Genomic DNA, 20773 nt, shown 5'->3' with positions numbered 1-20773 from the left:
ATGCCTCACGATCGGGCGGTAGGCCCGGGCGCGGTCAGTCCTCGAAGACCAGTTCGGCCCACACCGTGGTGAACGCCGCCTGCGTCAGCACGCCCCAGCGCGCGGACAGCCCGTCGACCAGGAGCAACCCCGCCGCCGTCCGCCACGGCGCGGCCCGGCGGACGGCGCGGTCGCGCACGCTGACGACCAGCGCCTCGCGCCACCGGTCCAGCACGAGTTCGAGCACGTACGGCGGCGAACCGTGCCGCCGGGCGTTGTCGTACAGCTCGCCGACCACGAGGCCGACCAGCAGCACGTCGAACCCGGCCCAGCCCTCCAGGTGCTCGCGCAGCCACCGCGCGACCTCCTCGGGCGAGGTCGCGTCCTCGTCCTGGACGACCAGGACAACCGTGTCCTGGCCGGCCGTCACGCCGACGAGCGTGCCACCACGCGGCCCGACCGCACCTGACGACTGCCTTGCGATCGCCGAGCGGTTTGCCCCGGCGGACGTCGGGTAGGCCGACAGGTGCGGAGGGAATCATGGACCGTTACGGGGACGAGGTCGCGGCGCTGGCCGCGCCGTTGCGCGACGCGGGCGACTTCGACGTGCTGCTGGACCGCGTCGGCCACGCGCGGGTCGCGATGCTGGGCGAGGCCAGCCACGGCACGCACGAGTTCTACCGGTGGCGCGCGGCGCTGACCAGCCGGTTGATCAGCGAGAAGGGCTTCTCGTTCGTGGCCGTGGAGGGCGACTGGCCCGCGTGCGACCGGGTGGACCGGGCCGTGCGGTGCCTGCCGGACGCGCCGGAGGACCCGCGTGCCGCGCTGGCCGCGTTCGACCGGTGGCCGACGTGGATGTGGGCGAACGAGGAGGTCGTGGACTTCTGCCGGTGGCTGCGCGCCCACAACGCGGTGCTGCCGGAGGAGGAGCGGGTGGCGTTCCACGGCCTCGACGTGTACTCGCTGTGGGAGTCGCTGCGCGAGATCCTGACCCACCTGCGCGAGCACGACCCGGAGGAGGTGCCGACGGCGCTGGCCGCCTACCGGTGCTTCGAACCGCACGGCGAGGACCCGCAGGAGTACGCGATCTCGACCAGGTTCGTGCCCGCGGGCTGCGAGAACGAGGTGGTCGACCTGCTGGTGCGGCTGCGCCGGCAGGCGGCGGCCGACGGCGCGGGCCGGTTCGGCGCCTGGCAGAACGCGGAGGTCGTCGCCGGCGCCGAGCGCTACTACCGGGCCATGCTCGGCGGGCAGTCGTCGTGGAACGTCCGCGACCGGCACATGGACGACACCCTCGACCGGCTGCTCGACCACCACGGGCCGGGCTCGAAGGCGGTCGTGTGGGCGCACAACACCCACGTCGGCGACGCCCGCGCCACCGAGATGGCCGACTCCGGGCTGGTCAACATCGGTCAGCTCGCGCGGGAGCGCTTCGGCCCCGCGCAGGTCGTGCTGGTCGGCTTCGGCGCCCACCGCGGCACCGTCGTCGCGGGTGAGGCGTGGGGCGCGAGCACGCAGGTGATGCCGGTGCCGCCGGCCCGGTCCGGGTCGCTGGAGGACGTGCTGCACGGGTCCGCGCCCGGCGAGGCCCTGTTCGTCTTCCCCCGCGGCGACCAGCCCGACCTGCTCACCGCGACGCTCCCCCACCGCGCCATCGGCGTGGTCTACCACCCGGAACGCGAGCGGTGGGGCAACTACGTGTCGACGGTCCTCGGCGAGCGGTACGACGCGTTCCTCTGGTTCGACGAGACCACGGCGCTGCGGCCCCTGCACACGCGCCGGGTCGACGCGTTCGAACCCGAGACGTATCCGAGCGGTGTCTGACCGTCACCACGTGCCCTACGGCTGACCTCGAAAAACGAGAGGTTGATAACATCGTGTCACGGCCACCGCGAGCCGTCCGCTCGACAAGGATGGCACCGTGACCAAGGCACAGAGAATCGCAGCGGCGTGGGCGAACCTGCCCGCGCCCGAGTTGACCGACCAGGTCCGCCTCCTGGTCAAGGCCCGTGACGCCGGCGCGCGCGCCGTCTGGTCGGCCGTGCGTGAGGACAACGTGATCGCGGCACGGGTGCGCGGCGCGCTGGCGGGGCTGAAGGCCGAGTACCGCGGTCACCGCGACGAGGCCATGTGGCTGATGTGGATCGGCCAGGTCCAGCAGCAGCTGGCCGTGCAGGCCGCCGCGCCGGCCGTGGAGGCCGTCGTCGAGGACGTCACGCCCGAGCTGGAGCCGGTGGTCGTGCAGGAGTGGGCCCCTCGACCGGAGCAGACCGCGCCGCGTCCCGCCAACGACGCGCCGCCCGTGCTGTTCCAGGAGCCGGCCTCGTCCTCGAAGTAGGCGTCGGTCCCGGGCGTGGCGGCGAGGGCTGACGACCGCCGTGCGCGCCGAGCCCCAGCACGCCCGCCACCGCGCCGAACGCCGAGTTCCCCAGCCGTCGCCGAGTTCCCCAGCCGTCCTTCAGGTCGGAAGTGACGTGGCGCACACACCGGTACGGGTCTCGCGGACGGCCGGGTCGGGCGCGATGATGCGGAGGGTGCCGGTCGGGCGTGCCGGCGGAAGCGAGGGCGAGCGGTGGTGCCGGCCCGGCGGGTGGTGAGCCAGGACCAGGTGCTGCGCGGCGCCTGCCGGTTCTTCCTGCGGCACGGTCGGGTCGACATGGACGCGTTGGCGACGAGCCTCGCCATCAGCCGGGCCACGCTCTACCGGGTCGTGCACAGCCGTGACGGGCTGCTCGCCGACGTGCTGTGGTCGCTGGCCGACCGGCTGCTGGCCCGTGCCCGGCAGGAGCGCACGAACGCCGGTGTGGAAGGCGTCTTGGAGGTCACGCGGCGGTTCGTGGCGGAGTTGCGGGCGGACGGGCCGTTCCGGGCGTTCCTGCGCGGTGAGCCGGAGACGGCGGCGCGGGTGCTGTTCAACGCTTCCGGCGGCGTGCACCGGCGGGCCGTGTCGGCGCAGAAGGAGATCCTGCTCGAAGTCGACGGCGGACCGTGGTCGACCGCCGCCTTGGACCAGGTGGCGTTCCTGTACGTGCGGATCGTGGAGTCCACCCTCTACGCCGAACTGCTCACCGGCGCACCGCTGGACCAGGACCTGGCCGAAACCGCCGCCCGCACGATCCTGCTGCGCCACCGCCTGACCCGGTGACTCCTCCCCCGATCCCCTTGCTGCGACAGCGGTCTCACGATGGGGTCGCGTTCTGGTGCGCGCCGTGCGCGGCCGGCTACGGTCGGCGATGATCCCCATCCCCCATCGCTGTGGGAGCCGGTATGTCCCCTTCCCCCTGGCGCCGCCTCGGCCTCGCCGCGGCCGTGCTCGGTCTGCTCCTCCCGCTGTCCGTCCCCGCCTCCGCCGCGCCGGGTCCCCTGCCGCGCGTCGTCGGCCCGCTGCCCGGGACCGTGCCGGGTGACCGGCTGGCCGACCGGATCGAGGACACCTACCCGTTCTTCGCCACGTCCGACGACCTCGCCGCCGCCGGGTACGTCGAGGAGGAGTTCCACGTCTCCGGCACGGCCGACGGCTGGGCCGTCGACGGCACGAAGGTCGCCACCGGCGTGCCGTACACGACCCGGGTCATCGTGCGCCGGCCCGCGCACGCGTGGAAGTTCACCGGCACGACGCTGGTCGAGTGGCAGAACGTCACCGCCGGGTACGACCTGGACGCCTTGTGGAACGCCGACTCCGTCGTCCGCGCGGGTCACGCGTGGGTCGGCGTGTCCGCCCAACGGGTCGGCGTCGACCAGCTCAAGACCTGGAGCCCGGCCCGGTACGGCACGCTGGACGTGACCGGCGGCGGCCGGTTCACCGCCGACGAGCTGTCCTACGACGTGTTCACCCAGGCGGGCCGCGCGGTCGACTCGGGCGCGGTCATGGGCGGGCTGCGGACGAAGACGCTGCTGGCCATCGGCGCCTCGCAGTCCGCGGGCCGGATGACCGTGCTGTACGACCGGGTCCTGCCCCAGCAGCAGCCGGTGTTCGACGGCTACGGCTTCATCGTCGGCACGGCGCCGACCCGGGTCGGCGCGGAACCCGTGTTCCAGGTGCTGTCGGAGACCGACGTGCGGACCGCGCAGCGCCCCGCCGACACCGACCGGTTCCGCCGCTGGGAGGTCGCCGGCGCGGCGCACTCCGGCCACGAGGGCCAGGTCTACCGCCGGCCGATCTCCGAACGCGACCTCGGCGGCGCGCCGGAGTACGACTGCGACCGGCCGCCGTTCAGCCGGATCCCGCTGCACCACGTGACCGCCGCCTCCTACGACCACCTGCGCCGCTGGGTCGGACGCGGCACGCCGCCGCCGACCGCCCGGCCGTTGGAGTTCGAAGCGGACGGCGTCACCAAGAAGCGCGACGCGCTCGGCCTCGCCCTCGGCGGCATCCGGTTGTCGCAGCTGGCCGCGCCGCGGGCGCTGAACACCGGCGACAACTCCGGTGAGACGTTCTGCCGCCTGTTCGGCACGCACGTGCCGTTCGACGCGGCGACGTTGGCCCGCCTGTACCCCGAACGCGGCGACTACGTGCGGCAGGTCGTGACCGCCGACGCCGCCAACGTGCACGCCGGCTACCTCCAGCCCGCCGACGCGCGGCAGAACCTGACGGACGCCCTCGGAGGCACGCGATGAGGATCCCCTTGGCAGCACTGGTCGTCGCGCTGGTGTCGACCGTCGCGGCGGCGCCCGCCCAGGCCGACGCGCCCACCCCGATCGTCTTCGTCCACGGCCAGCAGGGCTCGGCCCAGCAGTGGCAGTCCAACGCCAAGCGGTTCTCCGGCAACGGCTACCCCGACGCGCTGCTGCACGCCTACGAGTACGACACCAGCATCCCGACCAACGACCACGCCATCACCGGCCTGGAAGCCTTCATCGCCACCGTGAAGGCCCGGACCGGAGCGGCCAAGGTGGACGTGATCGCGCACTCGCGCGGCACGACCGTCATGCACACCTACCTGTCCGTGCCCGAACGGGCCGCGGCGGTGCGGAAGTACGTCAACGTCGACGGACGCTCCAGCGCCACGCCGCCCGGTGGCGTGGCGACGCTGGCGCTGTGGGGCAGCCTGCAGCCCAACGGCTCCATCGGCGGCGCGACGAACGTCTACCTGACCACCCTGGGCCACACCGAGACCACCACATCGGCCGACGGTTTCGCCCACATGTACCGGTTTCTGCGCGGCAGGCCCGCGTTGACGACGCGGGTCCTGCCCGAACTGCCCGCCCTGGTCCGGATCTCGGGCCGGGCGACGTACTACCCGCAGAACGCCGGCGTCGAGGGCGTGGTGCAGGTCTGGGAACTGGACAGCCGCACCGGCGCGCGGGTCGGCGCGCCCCGGCACACCGTGCGGACCGGTGTGGACGGTTCGTTCGGCCCGCTGCCCGTCAACGGCCGCAAGCACTACGAGCTGGTGGTGCTGCGCGACGGCCAACTGCCGTACCACTCCTACTTCGAGCCGTTCGAGCGCAGCGACCGGTTCGTGCGGTTGCAGGTGTCGCGCCCCGGCGGCATCACCGACAACATCGACCGGTGCCCGACGCACAGCGCCCTCACCATCATCCGCAACCGCGAGTGGTGGTCCGACCAGCCCGACAGCGACCGGCTGGAGCTGAACGGCGTCAACGTCCTCGAACCGGCCGTCTCGGCCCGGCTGCGCCAGGTCCTCGCCGCGTTCGCGTTCGACGACAACTGCGACTTGGCGTCCACGCCGGGTGTCGCGCTGCCGCCGTTCGCCACGCTGCCGTTCCTGACCGGTGTCGACGCGTACCTGCCCGCGCGGGCCGACGGCGGCGGCACGATCCGCGTCACCCAGACCGCGCGCGGCAGCGGCGGCGTGACGCGCACGATCGCGGTGCCGAACTGGCCCTCGGACGCGCACGCGGTCACCGTGCAGTTCAAGGATTACCTCGACAGTGGAACCGGAGGCGCCTGGCGAACGTCCCCCTGATCGGCGAAGGGGGTTCGATGGTCGGACGCAGGTCGTGGTGGTGGTCGCCGTGGTGGACCGTGATCGCGTCGTTGGTGCCGATGACGCTGGCGTGCTGGGCGGTCACCCCGCCCGGGGGCTACTTGACGCCGTTGTTCTACGCCGGCTTCGCCGCGCTCGCGGTGGCCGTGGCGTGGCTGACGATGGGCGGCCTCGCGGTGGTCAACCTGCCTAGACCACGTCTGCGGCACGCCGTGCGGCTGTGGCCGTTCCTGCTGGTGCCGGCGCTGTTCGCGGCGACGACGGTGCTGACCGGCCTGGTGCCGCAGGCCGCGTTCGACGCGCACCGGTCGAGGCTCGAAGCCCTGGTCGCGGAAGCGGAGCCGGGCCGGCGGATCGAGGACCGCCGGCTCGGGTTGTACACGGTGAGCGTCAGCGACGATCGGCCCGACGGCTGCACGTTGATCACCGTGGCGGACTCGGGGGTCCTCAACACCATGGGCTGGGCCTACTGCCCGGACCGCGTGCCGGTGAGCGCCAAGGGGGACGGCTACAAGTTCACCCCGTTCGACGGTCCCTGGTACGAGTTCACGTTCGAGTGGTGACCGTCAGGGCTGGGCGGGGTCAGGCGGCGTCCGTGTCGGCGTGGTGGAGTTGCCGGGCGGGCAGGGGGTGGTCCGGCGTCCCGAGGGTGCGCGCGTACTCCCGCAGCAAGCCCGGCACGGTGTAGCGGTCGCCCGCCGGCCTCACCGCCAGGTGCGCGTCCGTCAGGCGGCGCAACGCCGTCCGCGCCACCACCGACGCGGGCAGGTCGACCGCGGCCGAGCCTGCCGGCAGGCGGAACAGCCGCTGCTCGACCTCGCCCAGCGCGTCGTACGAGTACCCGAACGAGACGTCCAGCCGGGCCCGCGGGTCGTCGTGCACGTCCAGCGCCGCCAACCGGCCGCCTGCCCGCATCTCGGCGACCAGGTCCGCGATCGGCGTCCGCGCGCTCCGGTCGAGGGCGCCGGCCGCGATCCGCAACGCCGGCGGCAGGTCGTCGCACAGGTCGGCCAACGCCCTCGCGGCCGTCAACTCCTCCCCACCACCCGCTCGCCCGCCGACTGCGCCGGCACCCGCACCGCGTCACCGCGCGCCAAAGGGCCGACGTCGACCACCCGGGCGCCGTCGTGCACGGTCAAGCCGGCCAGCCGGTCCCGGCTCGTCACCACCGTGCACGAGGCCGGGCCGCCCGGTCTCAGCAGCCGCACCTGGTCCGCCGACGCCGCGCCGTCGAGCAGGAGCACGATCCGCCGGTCCGCCACCACGGACCGGAACAGCGCGGCGGCCTGGTCGTCGCCCGCCGCACGGCGGCGGCCGGCACCCCGAGCCCCACGAGCCAGGTGTGCCGGCGCCGCGCCCGCGCTCAACGGCTCTCCCGGACCGTGCCCGCGCAGGTCGACGTACAGCTAACCGTCCGGGAACCGGCTCGTGGACCGGTGGGCCCAGTGCACCGCCAACGCGGCCTTCCCCGCACCGGGCCCACCGGTGACCACGACCAGGCCGCGCACCGGACCGCTGGTCGCCGCGTCCAGCTCGGCCAGTTCCGCGCACCGGCCGACCACTCCGACGACACCCGGCGGGAGCCGGCGTGGCGGCACCGGCAGGCACGGTCCGGCCGCCGCGGCCCCGCCCGCGTCCGGGTCGGGCACGGTGATCCGGGCCCGCGCCGCCAACCACGCGGCCAGCTCCGCGTCGTCACCGCCGCACGCCCGCACGTAGGTGGTGACCAGCTCGACCCCCGGCAGGGTGGCCCGCCGCAGCATGGTGGCCACGGTGCTCGGCGGCAACGACTCACCGCACTGCCGCGCCCGGCGGTCCAGCTGTCTGTAGGACAGCCCGGCGACCTCCCTGCGGCGTCTGAGCAGCACCACGTACTCGGTGCTGCTCCGGGCGCTGACCGGATCCACTGTCACCACGTCGTGTCCCCCGTTCGCGCCACCCCGCCGTGACCGGGCGGGACGTCGACCGACGCGACACAGGAGAAGACCACGTCCGGACAAGCCGCTGAACGCCCGCTGAACACCGGCGGGCCAGGGGCCTCAGCCCGACGAGGCCAACGCGGCGAGCGCGACGTGGACCATGGTCCGCACGCCGACCGGCAGGGCGCGTTCGTCCGCGTGGAAGCTCGGCTGGTGCAGGTCGCCCTGCGGCCCCTCGCCCGACCAGATACCCAGCCGCGCGTACGAGCCGGGCACGTGGTCCAGGTACCAGCCGAAGTCCTCGCCGCCGGTGGACTGGGTGGTCGACGTGACGGCCTGCGGCCCGAGCGCGGTGGTGATCGCGTGGTGCAGCATCGCGGTGCTCTCCGGGTCGTTGTCGACCACGGGCACGGCCCGGATGTGGTCGAGTTCGAACCGCACGCCCGTCGGCTTCAGCAACGAGCCGACGATCTCCTCCACCAACGCGGGCAGTTGGCCGTTGACCACCGGGTCGCCGGTGCGCAGCGTGCCGCGCAGCAGGCCTTCGCGCGGCGTGCCGAGGGGCGTTTCCGGCGCGTCCATCAGGCCCCACGCCAACACCGTGCCGGACCGGGGGTCGATGCGGCGCGCCAGCATCGCGGGCAGCCCGGTCGCGACCACGCCGAGCGCGTGCACCACGTCGGAGTCGAGTTCGTTGCGCCGGCCCGTCCCGCACGCGCCCACCCGCAGTTCGAGCATGTCGCACGCCGACGTGACCGGCCCGACCCTGATCCCGACCTGGCCGACCGGCACCTTCGGGTCGCAGTGCAGGCCGAAGATCCGCTCGACGCCCTCGACGCCGCCGGCCGCGATCACGTCGTGCGAGCCGCCCGGCTCCTCCTCCGCCGGCTGGAACAGCAGCCGCACCCGGCCCGGCAGCGCCGGCGCGGACACCAGCGCCGCCGCCGCGCCGAGCAGGATCGCGGTGTGCAGGTCGTGGCCGCACGCGTGCGAGACGCCCGGCACGGTCGACGCCCACGCCTCGCCGGTGGCCTCCGGCACGGCCAGCGCGTCGATGTCGGCGCGCAGGGCGACGCAGCGCGGCCCGGCGCCGATCTCGCAGATCACGCCCGTCTCGATCGGCAGCACCCGCGGCTGGAGGCCCAGCGAGCGCAGGATCTCGACGATCGTCGCCGTGGTGCGGAACTCCCGGCGCATCAGCTCGGGGTTCGCGTGCAGGGTGCGCCGCCACGACATCACCCTCGTGAGGTTCGCGGCGAGCCACTCGTCAAGCCACTGCGGACCGCGGCCGGCGCCGATGTCGGCCACCGCCTCCGGTTCCCCGGTCGTCGGGCCGAACGGGACGACGACCGTGCCGCCGGTCGACGGTGGCAGCAGGTTGCTCGCAACAGAAGTCATGGTGGGCTTGCCGTTCGTGCCAGGGCGTCAGGCCGCCGCGGGGGTGCGACACGTCGCTCGTGTCGGGCACATCCTTGCCGACGCTCGGTGCAAGATCCACTGCACCGAGTGGTATTCGCCCGTTCGGGTGGACGATCACGCGGGCACGCCCGCCGCCTTCGCACAGCCCCGGACCACCGCCGCGCGCAGCCCGTCGACGCCGCCGCGGAGCATGTCGTGACCACCGGGGACGACCGTGTCGGTGAACTCGCCGCAGGTCAGCTCCCCCCACGCGGACGCCAGGTGGAACGGCACGTGCGCGTCGTCCGCCCCGGTGACCGCGTCGATCGGGCACCGGACCGGCGGTCCGGGCCGGTACCGGTAGGTCTCGCCCAGCTCGAAGTCCGCCCGGAACGCCGGCAGCAGGGCGGTCAACAACTCCGGGTGGTCGGCGGCCTCCGCGGGCAGCGCGCCGAGCCCGATCAGCTCGGCGACGAACCGCGCGTCGGACATCGCCGAGTAGGCGGGCAGCCGCCCGGCCACGTGCGGCGCACGCGCGGAGGACACGATCAGGCGCGCCGGCCGCACCCGCGCCTGCCGTTCCAGCCTGCGGACCAGCTCGAACGCGACGGTCGCGCCGAGGCTGTTGCCGAGCAGCACCAGGGGCGGGCCGACGTCCAGTTCCGCCGCCAACGCCGGCAGCAGCTGGCCGAGCCGCCGCACGGGCGGTTCACCCGAGCGTTCCTGGCGGCCGGGCAGCTGCACGGCGCGGACGTCGATCCACGCCGGCAGGCCCGAGACCACCTCGGCGAACGTGCCGGCGTTGCCGCCCGCGGGAGGCAGGCACACCAGCCGCACGCGGGCGTCCCGCCGGGGCGTCCGGCCGACGAGCCACCGCGACTCAGCCACCGGCGGCGACGCACCGGGCGAGCAGCGCGTCGAACCGGGGCTCGCGGGTGAACGACGGCAGGTCCAGCGGCACGGCGTGCCGTTCCGCCAGCGCCGCGACCAGCCGCAGCGCCGACAGCGAATCGCCGCCCGCCTCGAAGAAGTCCGTGTCGCGCGACCGCGGCCGGTGGCCGAGGACTTCGCCCCACAGCGCGGTGAGCCGGTGCTCCCACTCGGTCACCGCGTCCACGGCTGCCGGGCCCACGGCGGGCGTTGACGTGCTCGTGGCGGCCGGGCCCACGGCGGGCAGCGGCACGGCGGGGTCGGCGCACAGGGCGTCCAGCAGCCACGTGTACCGCGCCGCCAGCTCCGCGACTTCCGCGTCGCGCAAGGACTCCGCCGCGTAGGTGAGGCTCAGCCGGAGCCCGTGGTCGCGCGGGTCGACCTCGAAGTCCACCGCGAGGGCGAACCCGACGTCCACCGGCACGGTGGCGCCCGGTTCGAGCCGGACGCGCCGCCGGCCCGGCTCGGGCTTGTCGAACCGGGTGAAGTTGAAGAACGCGTCGAACAGCCGTCCCCGGCCGACGGCGCGCTCGACGTCCGCCAGCGGCAGCAGGTGGTGGCCCATCAGCCGCTGCTCCGCCCGCCAGGCCCGTTGCGCGAGCGTGGCCAACGGGTCGCCGCCGACCGCCATCCGCAACGGCAGCGTGTTGAGGAACAGCCCGAGCGTCCGGTCACCGCCGTCCTCGCCCGTCCGGGTGCTGGTGACCAGGCCGGTCAGCACGTCGTCGCGGCCGGTCTGCTCGGCCACCGCCCGCAGGTGCACGGCGAGCAGCAACGCCTTCAACGGCACCGCGAACTCCGCGCCCACGCGTTCCAGCCGTCCCGGCAGGTCGGTGCGCAGCGGCTGGTGGAGCACCCGGTCGGTGCGCGGCGGCCGGTCGGTGGCCGCGCCGATCAGCAGCGGCGTCGCGCCGGCCAGCTGCCCCTGCCAGAACGCCCGACCGGCGTCGTCGGCCCGGGCGGCCCGCTCCACCTCCACGAACCGGCGGAACGGCATCACGGTCCGCGTCCGCGGCGGTTCGGCCTCGCCGAGCAGGACCCGTTCGTAGCGGACGGCGATCTCGTCGAGCATCAGCGCGAGGCTCCAGCCGTCGAGGACGGCGTGGTACTCCGACACCAGCAGCTCGAACGACTCGTGGTCGGTGTGGAACACCCGGAACCGCACCAGCGGCGGCGCGGCGAAGTCGAACGGCGTGCCCAGCTCCTCCCGCACGGCGGCGTCGATCCGCTCGCGGCGCGCCACCGGGTCGAGCGCGCGCAGGTCCGCCACGACCAGCGGCACGGGCACGTCCCGGTGCACCAGTTGCAGCGGCTCGGAGTAGCGGCCGAGGTGGAACCCGGTGCGCAGGATCGGGTGCGCGGCGACCGTGTCGGCCAACGCGGTCCGCAGCGCGTCGACGTCCAGCGGCCCGTCCACGCGGTGGGTCGTGACGTTGTGGTAGTTCTCCGACCGTCCGGTGAGGACGGTGTGGTAGAGCATCCCCTGTTGCAGCACGGAGATCGGGTAGGCGTCCTCGACGTCGGCGGGCACCAGCCGCCGGTCGGCCTCGCCGAGCAGCGTGAACCGCTCGCCGGGCGGCTCGGTCACGGCGTCGCCGGTCGCGCCGCTGCGCACCAGGTCGCGGATCGTCTGGTGGGTGAACATGCTCTGCAACGGGAACGCCAGCCCGCGGCGGGCGGCGGCGGCCTGCACCCGGATGGTGCGGATCGAGTCGCCGCCGAGCTGGAAGAAGTTGTCCGTCACGCCGACCGGCGCGACGCCGAGCACGTCCTCCCAGATGGCGACCAGGGCTTCCTCGACCTCGTTCGCCGGCGGCTCCCGGTCGGCCGTGCCGCGGTCGGTGGACGGCGCGGGCAGCGCGGCCCGGTCCACCTTGCCGTGCGCGGTGAGCGGGAAGTCGTCCAGCACGACGACGGCGGAGGGCACCAGGTGCGTCGGCAGCCGTTCGGCCAGCCAGCCGCGCAGCTCCTCCTCGTCCACCGCGCCGACCGACCCGGCGCCGACGACCGGCCGCGGGTCCCGCTCGTACTCGGGCCGCACGGCGTAGAGCATGAACCGGTCGGTGCCGGCGAGCACCGCGTCCTGCTCCACGACGACGTCGAACCCGCGGTCCTCCAGCAGGCCGACGACCTCCTCGACCCGGCCTTCGGTGTCGGTGCCGATCCCGTCGTGCACCTCGGCCGCGATCTGCCGGATCATCGGCCAGTGCCGTTCGTCCAGGCCGCGCAGGACGTCCAGCTCGGCCCGCTGCACGTCGACCTTGAGCAGGTCGACCACCGGCACGTCGAGCTCGTCGATCACGTCCGAGAGCCGGCGCAGCCGGCAGACCTCGGTGGCGCCGTCGAACCGGTCGGCCAGGATCTCGTCGGCGTGCGCGAGCAGCTCGGCGCTGTCCTCGCCGCGCTCGTTGGCCAGGTACCGCTTGATCAGCTCCACCTCGGCCTCGGCGTCGGCGTAGTCCGCGCGGCCCGACATCACCGAGTAGCCCGGGTAGAACGTGAAGGCGACGTCCTGCTCGACGTCGGACAGGCCGAACGGGAACACCCTGGCCGGCACGTCGTGCGCGGCGAGGTTCGCGGTGAGCTTGGCGCGCACGGCGGGCAGCGGCTCGAACGCGTACACCGCCGCGGTGGCGCACTCGGCGTGCGCGAACAGGGAGAACATGCCGATGTTCGCGCCGACGTCGAACACCACGGCGCGGTCGCGCAGCACCACCCCGCCGCGCAGGTACGCGCGTTGGTGGAAGATCTCGTCGTAGAGGTACCGGGTCTCGTGCGGGTTGACGCCGTCGACCCTGTCCAGGTCGACGTGCGCGGCGGCCACCGGCTGGACGTAGGCGACCAGGCGCGTGCCGTGCCCGTCGTCGTCCCGCCCCGTCACCACGCCGCGCCGCACGCCGGGGTGCGCCGCCAGCGTGGCCGCGACCTCGCCCGGCTCGACCCGGATGCCGTTGACCTTGAGCTGGTCGTCCAGCCTGCCCAGGTAGGTCAGCTCGCCGTCCGGTCCGAACGCGACCCGGTCGCCGGTGCGGTAGATCCGTTCCTCGCCGCCGTCCGGCAACGTCGTCGTGACGAACCGGCCGGCCGCCGACGCGTCGAGGTAGCCGCGGGCCAACTGGGCGCCCGAGACGCACAGCTCGCCCGGCACGCCGGCGGGAACCGGCCGCAGCCCTTCGTCCAGCACCCACACCCGCACGCCCGGCAGCGGCCGGCCGATCGTCGGCGCGCGGCCGGCGGTGATCTCGGCGGCGGTGGTGTCCACGGTGCACTCCGTCGGCCCGTAGACGTTGACCGACCGCACGTCCGGCAACCCGGCCAGGTGGTCCCACAGGTCCGGTTCGACGGCCTCGCCGCCGACCAGCAGCAGGCGCGGCAAGGCGGCGTCGACCGAGAGCAGCAGCCGCAGGTGCGAGGGGGTGCAGTCCAGCACGTCGACCCGTTCCCGGGCCAGGTGGTCCAGCATGGCGCGCGGGTCCTGGCGGAGGTCGTCGGCGACGACGCACAGGGTGTGGCCGTGCGCGAGCTGGACGAGCTGCTTGATCGAGGCGTCGAAGGTGAACGGCGCGTTGACCGCGACCCGCAGGGGGCCGGGCTCCCCGGCGTGCACCGCGTCGGCCAACGCGCGGGTGAGGCTCGCCGCGGCGCGGTGCTCGACCACCACGGGTCGCGGCGAGCCGGTCGAGCCGGACGTGAAGATCACGTACGCGGCCTGGTCCGGCACGATCGCGGACGTGTCGACCGACGCGCCGGGATCGGGCTCGGCCGGGATCTCCCACACCGGCACGGACAGCTCCGGCGCCGGCCCGGCGGTCAGGACCACCCGCGGCTCGACGGCCTCGATCAGCCGGTCGGTGCGGTGGCGCGGCCCGGCCGGGTCCAGCGGCACGTAGACCGCGCCGGCCCGCAGGATCCCGACGAACGCCGCCACCGTGCGCCAGGACCGTTCGGCCAGGACCGCGACGCGGTCCTCCGCGCCGATGCCCGCGGCGCGCAGGCGTGCGGCGATCGTGGTCGCCAGCGCGTCCAGCCCGGCGAACGTGAGCACACCGTCCTCGGCGCGCACCGCCTCGCCGTCCGAGCCGCGGATGCCGGCGTCGAGCAACGCGGTCAACGTCGTGGGCGTCGGCGCGGGCGTGGTGCCCGCCCAGGCCACGAGCCGGGCCCGTTCCGCCGCGCCGAGCGGTCCGGCGCCCGCCAACCGGGAGACCAGGGCGTCCAGCAGCCACTCGCCGGTGGTCCCGTCGCAGGTCGAGCCGTCGAACGACAACGCGAGCCGCACCTCGTCGGCGCCGATCTCGGCGTGCAGGTGCAGCGGGTGGACCGGCGGGGGCGTCCGCACCGTCACGGCGATCGCGCCCAACCCGGCCAGCTCGCCGGGCTCGACCAGCCGGGCGGCGCTGAACCCCGCGGTCAGGTCGTCGGCGGGCGCGGCGACCGGGAGCGCCCGCTCGGCCTCCCGCACCGCGGCGAGCGCGTCGTCACCCGTCCACGTGCGCTCGACCACCACGGGCACCGCGCACTCCAGCGGGCCGACGACACCGGCCGTGCCGGGCTCCGCGCGGCCGGCGCTGTACCAGGCCACCGGCAGGCCCTCGTCGTCCACGTACCGGGCGAGCGTCGCCGCCCAGGCCGCGAACAGCTCGTCCGCGGACGCGCCGGCCACCACCGCGTGCCGCACACCGGGTTCGCCACCCGACAGCGGCACGGTGAACGGTCGCGCGGCCACCGGCGGCCCGGCCTCGCCCTGGTCGAGCCGCCACTCGGACACGTCCAGGAACTGGAGCCGGTCGTCGTCCTCCGGCAGCGGCCGGCCCGCGTAGGCGGCGTCCAGCTCGAGCAGCAGGAGCCGCACCGACTCGGCGTCGGCGACCAGTTCCGACGCGGACACCGCCAGTTCCGCGTCGTCGGCCGTGACGGCGACCAACGGCCCGCTGAACGGGTCGCCCACCGCCGAGCCGACCCGCAGGTCCGGGTCGACCACCTGCAACGGGACGCGCACGCCGGCACGGGCTTCGAGCCGCAGGCGCAGCGCCTCGTGCCGGTCGGCGAGGACGTCGACCGCGGCCCGCAGCCGGGCGGGGTCGAGCGCGGCGGCCAGGCGGACCCTGGCCGTGATCGGTCGTCGGTCGTCGTGCGCACGGCTCCACGCGCGGCGTTGCGCGGGGAGCAGCCGGTATGCGTCGAGGTTGGTCACAGGCCGCCGTCCGTGTGTAGGTCCGACATCGCCACCAGCACCCGCCGGTCGCCCTCGAACGGCGCGCGTCCGTGGGTGGCGAGGAAGTTGTCCACGACCAGCACGTCGTCACGCCGCCACGCGAAGCTGATCGCCGAGGAGCGGTACAGCTCGCGGACGAGCTCCACCACGTCGTCCGGGATGGGTTCGCCGTCGCCGTAGTAGGCGTTGCGCGGCAAGCCCTCGAAGCCGAACTCGCGCACCAGCGCCGCGCCCACCTCGGCCGGCGTGTTCGACACGTGGAACAGGTGTGCGTGGTTGAACCACACCACCTCGCCGGTGCGCGGGTGCCGTGACACGGCCTGCCGGACCGAACGGGTGCGCAGCGCGCCGCCCGGGAACCACTCGAACGTCATGCCCGACGCCCGGCAGTACGCCTCCACCTCGACCCGGTCGGTGGTCTGGAAGACCTCCTGCCACGGCAGGTCGAGGTCCGGGCCGTAGTTGCGGACGTAGCACACGCCGTGCCGCTCGAAGCGCTCGCGGATCTCGGCCGGGATGCGCGGGTACACGTGCCGTTCGCTGGCCAGCGGCGTGGCGCCGCCCTCGGCCGCGGGCACGTCGCAGTAGAAGTACAGCCTGCCCGGCCAGTTGTGCGCGTAGGACATCTCGTGGTGCAGCGGGATCCACTGGTCCGCGCTGAACTCGGTGGAGGTGAACACCTTGTCGGCCACCTCGGTGCGCGGCGCGGCGCGTTCCAGGTAGTCCAGCAGCTCGGGGGTGAGCGCGCGGGCCGCCGCGCCGAAGCCCGCCGGCCCGTCCACCGCGAACCCGCGCAGCAGCACGGCGCCGTAGCGGTCGAGGTCGGCCAGCACGGCGTCGCGGTGCTCGGACAGCCACGCCACGAGGTCCAGGTCCGGCACGGCGGCCTCGACGCGGAGCACGAACGGCTCGTCGCTCAACGGGACGCGGCGCACGAGGTCGACCGGCGCGCGGGAGCCGGTCCGGGCGCGCCGCTGCGGGCCCGACGCGGTCTGCGGGCTCACTCGGACCCACCCGGCCCGAACGGGTCGGCCATCGCGGCGAGGATGCGGCGGGCGCCCCGGAACGGGTCGCGGCCGTGCGCGGCCAGCATGTTCTCCACCACGAGCACGTCACCGCGCCGCCAGTCGAACCCGGTGGTCTCCGCCTCGTACGCGGCGCGCAGCTCGGCCAGCACGTCGTCCTCGATCTCGGCGCCGTCGCCGTAGTAGGTGTTGTAGGGCAGCTCCTCCCGCGCCAACGCCTCCCGCAGCCCGGCGCCGACCTCCGCCGGCAACGACGTCACGTGGAAGAAGAGCGCGTGGTTGAACCAGGTCCGCTCGCCGGTCACCGGGTGGGTGTGCACGGCCGGCCGCACCTGGCTGGTGCGCAGGCCGTCCGCGCCGATCCACTCGAACCCGATGCGGCGGCTCCGGCAGTACTCCTCCACGTCCGCGCGGCTCTCGGTGCCGAACACCTCCTGCCACGGCAGGCTCAGGCCCGGCAGGTAGTTGCGCACGTACCGCACGCCGAGGGACTCGAAGCGCGCCACCGTCCCCGGCCGGAGCCGGGCGAGGACCCGCCTGCTGTCCGCCAACGGGGTCCGGCCGCCCTCCTCCGGCGCGGTCTCGCAGAAGAACACGATCCGCAACGGCCAGTTCAGCGTGTACGACTGCTCGTTGTGCAGCACGATCGGCTGATCGGCGGGGTGGTCGGTCGACGTGTAGACGCCTTCGACCACCTCGCTGCGCGGCGAGGACCGTTCGCCGTAGTCGAGCACCCGGTCCGACAACGCGGACATCACCGACCGGAAGTCGTCCGGGCCCGTGACGGCGAAGTCGCGCAGCAGCACCGCGCCCGCCTTCCGGGCCAGCGCGTCGAGCGAGGCCCGGTTGCCCGCGATCCACTGCGCCAGGTCGAGGCCGGGCGCGGTGGCGCGGACCAGGGCGGGCAGGCCCAGCGGCGCCCAGTCGGCGTCCGTGGCCACCAGTGCGCCCGGCCGGGCCCGTCGGGTGATCGCCGGCGCGCCGGCGGTTGATTCGGACATGGACTTCGCCTCCCGCGTGGTCAGGCTTCGAGGAGTGCCGCGACGGCGCTCTCCGGCCGGGACAGTGCGGCCGACAGCAGCGCGGCGTAGCGGTCGTGCAGGTCGCTGATCGTGCGTGCGCGGAAGAGGTCGGCCCGGTAGGTCCACCGGGCGACCATCCGGTCCGGCCGGTCCTCCAGCCACAGCGTCAGGTCGAGCCGGGCGTCGTCCGAGCCGAGTTCGACCGCCTCGAACACCACCTCGCCCCGCCGGACCGGCGCGGCCGGCTTGACCATGCCGAACGAGACCTGGACCAGCGGGGTGTGCGCGGCGGTCCGGCGTGGGCGCAGCCGGCCGACCAGGCTGTCCAGCGGCACGTCCTGCGCCGACGCGGCGAGCAGCGCGGCCCGCCTGGTCTGCCGCAGCAGCACGCTGAACGGCTGCCGGACGTCCGGGCGCAGCCGCACCGGCAGCAGGTTCACGAAGCAGCCGATGGCGGCCTCCGACTCCGGGTCCGTGCGGCCCGCGAAGGCGGAGCCGACGAGCAGGTCGTCCAGGCCGGACCAGTGGTGCAGCAGCGCCCCGAACGCGGCCAGGCCCACCATGTGCGGCGTGACCCGGTGGGCGGCGGCGGTGCGGCGCAGCCCGTCCGGGACGGCGTCGGGCAACGTCCGCTCGACGCGTCCGCCGGCGCTGCCGCGCACCGGTGGCCGGGGCAGGTCGGTGGGCAGGTCCAGCAGTTCCGGCGCGCCGCGCGCCGAGTCGGCCAACGCCGTGACCGCGGCACGTCCCGCGTCGCTGTCCAGCCACGCCAGTTGCCGTGCCGCGAACAGGGCCGGACCGGGCCGCACCCGCGCGTCGGGAGCGGGATCGTCGTGGCGGCGGGCGAGTTCGCGGACGAAGACCTCCAGCGACCAGCCGTCGAAGACGATGTGGTGCGCGGTCAGCACGACGGCCACCGCCTCGCCGCCCGCGGTCACCACGCGGCACCGCAGCAGCGGAGCGCGCTCCAGGTCCATCGGCCGCGCCGCGTCCTGACGGGCCAGTCGGGTCAGCTCGGCCTCGTGGTCCGGCCCGGTCAGCTCGGTCCGCCACACCACCAACGACACGTGCGGGTGAACGCGTTGGACGGGCCGCTCATCGGTGAGCGTGAACGACGTCCGCAACGCCTCGTGCGCCGCGACGACCGCGCGCAACGCGTCGTCCAACCGGGCCGGGTCGACGCCGGGACCGCACCGGATCAGGAAGCTCAGCAGGTACGAGGTGTCGGCGGGGTCCATCCGGTGCAGGAACCACATCCGTTGCTGCGCCGGGGAAAGCGGGCCGTCGTGGTCGAGCGCGGGCGGCACGGCGTCGGCGACCGGCGGCAGCGTCGAGGCGTGCGCTGCCAGCACGGCGACCGTCGGGTGGTCGAAGATCGCGCGGAGCGTGACGGGCAGCCCCAGGACGGTTCGCAGCCGTGCGGAAGCCCTGGTCGCCAGCAGGGATTCGCCGCCCAGCGCGAAGAAGTCGTCGTCCCGGCCGACCGCGACGCCCAGCACGTCACCCCACACCGCCGCGATGTCCCGCTCAAGCGCGTCGGCCGGTAACGGCCCGGGACGCGACGGCGCGAGAGGTGACGACCCGGGGTGTGACCGTGCGAGAGGTGACGGTGCAAGACGTGACGGCGCAAGGTGTGGTGGCGCGGGGTGTGGTGGCGGGGGGTGTGGTGGCGCGGGGTGTGGTGGCGGGGGCAGCGCGGCCCGGTCGACCTTGCCGCTCGGCGTGCGCGGCAGCCGGTCCAGCCACACGACCTCGGCGGGCACCAGGTAGGCGGGCAGCGTCCGGCGCAGCTCCGCCACCGCGTCCACCTCACGCGTGCCGACCAGGTAACCCACGAGCCGCGGGTCACCGGACGGTCCCGGCGCGACCACCGCCGCGGCGGCGTCCACGCCGGGCAACGACTCCAGCGCCGCCGCCACCTCGCCCAGCTCGATCCGGTGGCCGCGCAGCTTCACCTGGTCGTCCACCCGGCCGAGGAACTCCAACCGGCCGTCCGCGCCGCGACGCACCCGGTCGCCCGTGCGGTACATCCGCTCGGGCCCGGGGAACCACCGGTCGGGCAGGAAGCGGGCGGCGGTCTCGGCGGGCCGGTCGTGGTAGCCGCGGGCGAGCCCGGCGCCGGCCAGGTACAGCTCACCCGCCTCACCGGGCGCGACCGGTGTCAACGCCGCGTCGAGCACGTACGCGCGAGTGCCGGGCAACGGCACCCCGATCGGCGGCGGCCCCTCGTCGCCACGCGCGATGTCCGCCCACGTCGAGTAGGTGGTGTCCTCGGACGGCCCGTACAGGTTCAGCAGCCGGCGCAGGCCGGGCAGCGCCCACGTGCGGCGGGCGAGGTCGGCGGTCAGCGGCTCACCGGCAAGGCACACCGTGCGCACGCCGGCGGGCACGGCGCCCGCGGCGATCAGCTCGCGCATCGCCGACGGCACCGTGTTCACCAGCCGCACGCCCGCGTCACCGTCCAGCGAGGCGAGCGCCAGCACGTCGTCCACGAGGACGAACCGGCCGCCGGTGGCGAGCGGGCCGAAGACCTCGAAGATCGACAGGTCGAAGCAGACCGAGGTGGCCGCGAGCACCCCGCCCAGCTCGTCCTCGGTGAACGTGTCCGCGACCCACGCCAGCAGCCGTGCCGCCGACCGGTGCTCGACGCAGACCCCTTTCGGCCGGCCGGTGGAACCGGACGTGTAGATCAGGTACGCGAGGTGCCGCGGCGTCACCGCGACCCGCGGCCTGGTGGCGGGCAGCTCGTCCAGGCGGAGGTCTTCCCAGCACAACGCCGCCGACGTGGGCAGCCGCTCCCGGTGGGCGCGGTCGGTCAGGACGAGCCGGGTGTCGGCGTCCTCGGCGATGAACCGCAGCCGCTCGGCCGGGTACGCGGGATCGAGCGGCACGTAGCACGCGCCCGCCTTGAGCACGCCGAGCAACGCCACGACCAGCCGCGGCTCACGGGGCAGGCACACACCCACCCGGTCGCCGGGGCCGACGCCGCGCCGGACGAGCAGCCGCGCCAGCCGGTTCGCCCCGTCCTCCAGCTCCCGGTACGCGACCGCCCTCCCCCGATGGCTCAACGCCTCGGCGTCGGGCGCCCGGTCGACCGATCGCTCCACCAGCTCGTGCAGGCACGAATCGGTCCACCGCGCCGCGTCGTCCGCCTCGGCGACGGCGACGCCGGACCGTGCGCGGGACAAATCGGAAAATCGGTCGGAACGACGTCGAAAAGGGCGCGAGTCGACCATCGACCTCTCCAGGTCAGCAGTTCAGGGGAAACGCCGCGACCAATTACCACAAAGTCGCCGATACGGTGCGCACCCGACGTAGACCGGCGGATACGAGT

16 protein-coding genes are annotated in these 20773 nt (G+C 74.5%); 6 read left to right on the top strand and 10 right to left on the bottom strand.

Annotation, left to right across the window (positions count from 1 at the left end):
* Positions 1-34: 34 nt before the first annotated feature.
* The gene (locus ADK67_RS42210; RefSeq protein WP_053722214.1) at positions 35-409 is read right to left on the bottom strand and encodes an ATP-binding protein; all 375 of its coding nucleotides are present in this window, start codon (positions 407-409) and stop codon (positions 35-37) included.
* A gap of 110 nt (positions 410-519) precedes the next feature.
* Here ADK67_RS42210 and ADK67_RS42205 point away from each other — a divergent pair, with 110 nt between their 5' ends.
* From ADK67_RS42205 to ADK67_RS42180, 6 genes are all read left to right on the top strand, one after another.
* Positions 520-1803, top strand: a complete 1284-nt coding sequence (locus tag ADK67_RS42205; RefSeq protein WP_053722213.1) for an erythromycin esterase family protein — start codon at positions 520-522, stop codon at positions 1801-1803.
* Positions 1804-1900: 97 nt separating this feature from the next.
* Positions 1901-2317 carry a hypothetical protein gene (locus tag ADK67_RS42200; protein WP_053722212.1) on the top strand — a complete coding sequence of 139 codons (417 nt, stop codon included), beginning with the start codon at positions 1901-1903 and terminating at the stop codon, positions 2315-2317.
* A gap of 237 nt (positions 2318-2554) precedes the next feature.
* A complete protein-coding gene (locus ADK67_RS42195) occupies positions 2555-3124 on the top strand; it encodes a QsdR family transcriptional regulator (protein WP_231648629.1) in 570 nt (189 codons plus the stop codon).
* Positions 3125-3246: 122 nt separating this feature from the next.
* Entirely contained in the window at positions 3247-4596 is a 1350-nt protein-coding gene (locus tag ADK67_RS42190) for an alpha/beta hydrolase domain-containing protein (protein ID WP_231648628.1), read from the top strand.
* Positions 4593-5909, top strand: coding sequence for an alpha/beta hydrolase (locus ADK67_RS42185; RefSeq protein WP_063797912.1), 1317 nt, complete (start codon positions 4593-4595; stop codon positions 5907-5909). Before ADK67_RS42190 ends, ADK67_RS42185 begins: the two co-directional genes overlap by 4 nt.
* A 17-nt stretch (positions 5910-5926) precedes the next feature.
* Positions 5927-6493 carry a hypothetical protein gene (locus ADK67_RS42180; protein WP_053722209.1) on the top strand — a complete coding sequence of 189 codons (567 nt, stop codon included), beginning with the start codon at positions 5927-5929 and terminating at the stop codon, positions 6491-6493.
* A gap of 19 nt (positions 6494-6512) precedes the next feature.
* On the opposite strand, the gene ADK67_RS42175 is transcribed toward ADK67_RS42180, so the two are convergent.
* The 9 genes from ADK67_RS42175 to ADK67_RS42135 all read right to left on the bottom strand — a co-directional run bounded on the left by ADK67_RS42175 (position 6513) and on the right by ADK67_RS42135 (position 20627).
* Complete coding sequence (locus ADK67_RS42175) at positions 6513-6962, bottom strand: hypothetical protein (RefSeq protein ID WP_157621544.1); 450 nt, start codon at positions 6960-6962, stop codon at positions 6513-6515.
* Positions 6959-7297 (bottom strand): hypothetical protein, encoded by a 339-nt coding sequence (locus ADK67_RS42170; protein WP_053722207.1) that lies wholly within the window; start codon positions 7295-7297, stop codon positions 6959-6961. The genes ADK67_RS42175 and ADK67_RS42170 overlap by 4 nt, the downstream gene beginning before the upstream one ends.
* Before the next feature lie 39 nt (positions 7298-7336).
* The gene (locus tag ADK67_RS42165) at positions 7337-7846 is read right to left on the bottom strand and encodes a helix-turn-helix domain-containing protein (protein WP_157621543.1); all 510 of its coding nucleotides are present in this window, start codon (positions 7844-7846) and stop codon (positions 7337-7339) included.
* Positions 7847-7969: 123 nt separating this feature from the next.
* Entirely contained in the window at positions 7970-9247 is a 1278-nt protein-coding gene (locus ADK67_RS42160; RefSeq protein ID WP_082404677.1) for an amidohydrolase, read from the bottom strand.
* A 135-nt stretch (positions 9248-9382) separates the two neighbouring features.
* Complete coding sequence (locus ADK67_RS42155; protein WP_053722205.1) at positions 9383-10135, bottom strand: thioesterase II family protein; 753 nt, start codon at positions 10133-10135, stop codon at positions 9383-9385.
* Positions 10128-15371 carry a non-ribosomal peptide synthetase gene (locus ADK67_RS42150; protein WP_053722204.1) on the bottom strand — a complete coding sequence of 1748 codons (5244 nt, stop codon included), beginning with the start codon at positions 15369-15371 and terminating at the stop codon, positions 10128-10130. Before ADK67_RS42150 ends, ADK67_RS42155 begins: the two co-directional genes overlap by 8 nt.
* Positions 15368-16396, bottom strand: coding sequence for a TauD/TfdA family dioxygenase (locus ADK67_RS42145; RefSeq protein WP_082404671.1), 1029 nt, complete (start codon positions 16394-16396; stop codon positions 15368-15370). The genes ADK67_RS42150 and ADK67_RS42145 overlap by 4 nt, the downstream gene beginning before the upstream one ends.
* Positions 16393-17418, bottom strand: a complete 1026-nt coding sequence (locus tag ADK67_RS42140; RefSeq protein WP_082404669.1) for a TauD/TfdA family dioxygenase — start codon at positions 17416-17418, stop codon at positions 16393-16395. Before ADK67_RS42140 ends, ADK67_RS42145 begins: the two co-directional genes overlap by 4 nt.
* 20 nt (positions 17419-17438) lie before the next feature.
* Positions 17439-20627, bottom strand: a complete 3189-nt coding sequence (locus ADK67_RS42135) for a non-ribosomal peptide synthetase (protein ID WP_053722203.1) — start codon at positions 20625-20627, stop codon at positions 17439-17441.
* Between the last annotated feature and the right edge of the window lie 146 nt (positions 20628-20773).

The sequence above is a fragment of the Saccharothrix sp. NRRL B-16348 genome (assembly GCF_001280085.1).
Classification (GTDB): Bacteria; Actinomycetota; Actinomycetes; order Mycobacteriales; family Pseudonocardiaceae; genus Actinosynnema.
The sequence above is the reverse complement of the archived record's forward strand: the minus strand, read 5'-3'. Positions and strand labels throughout refer to the sequence as shown.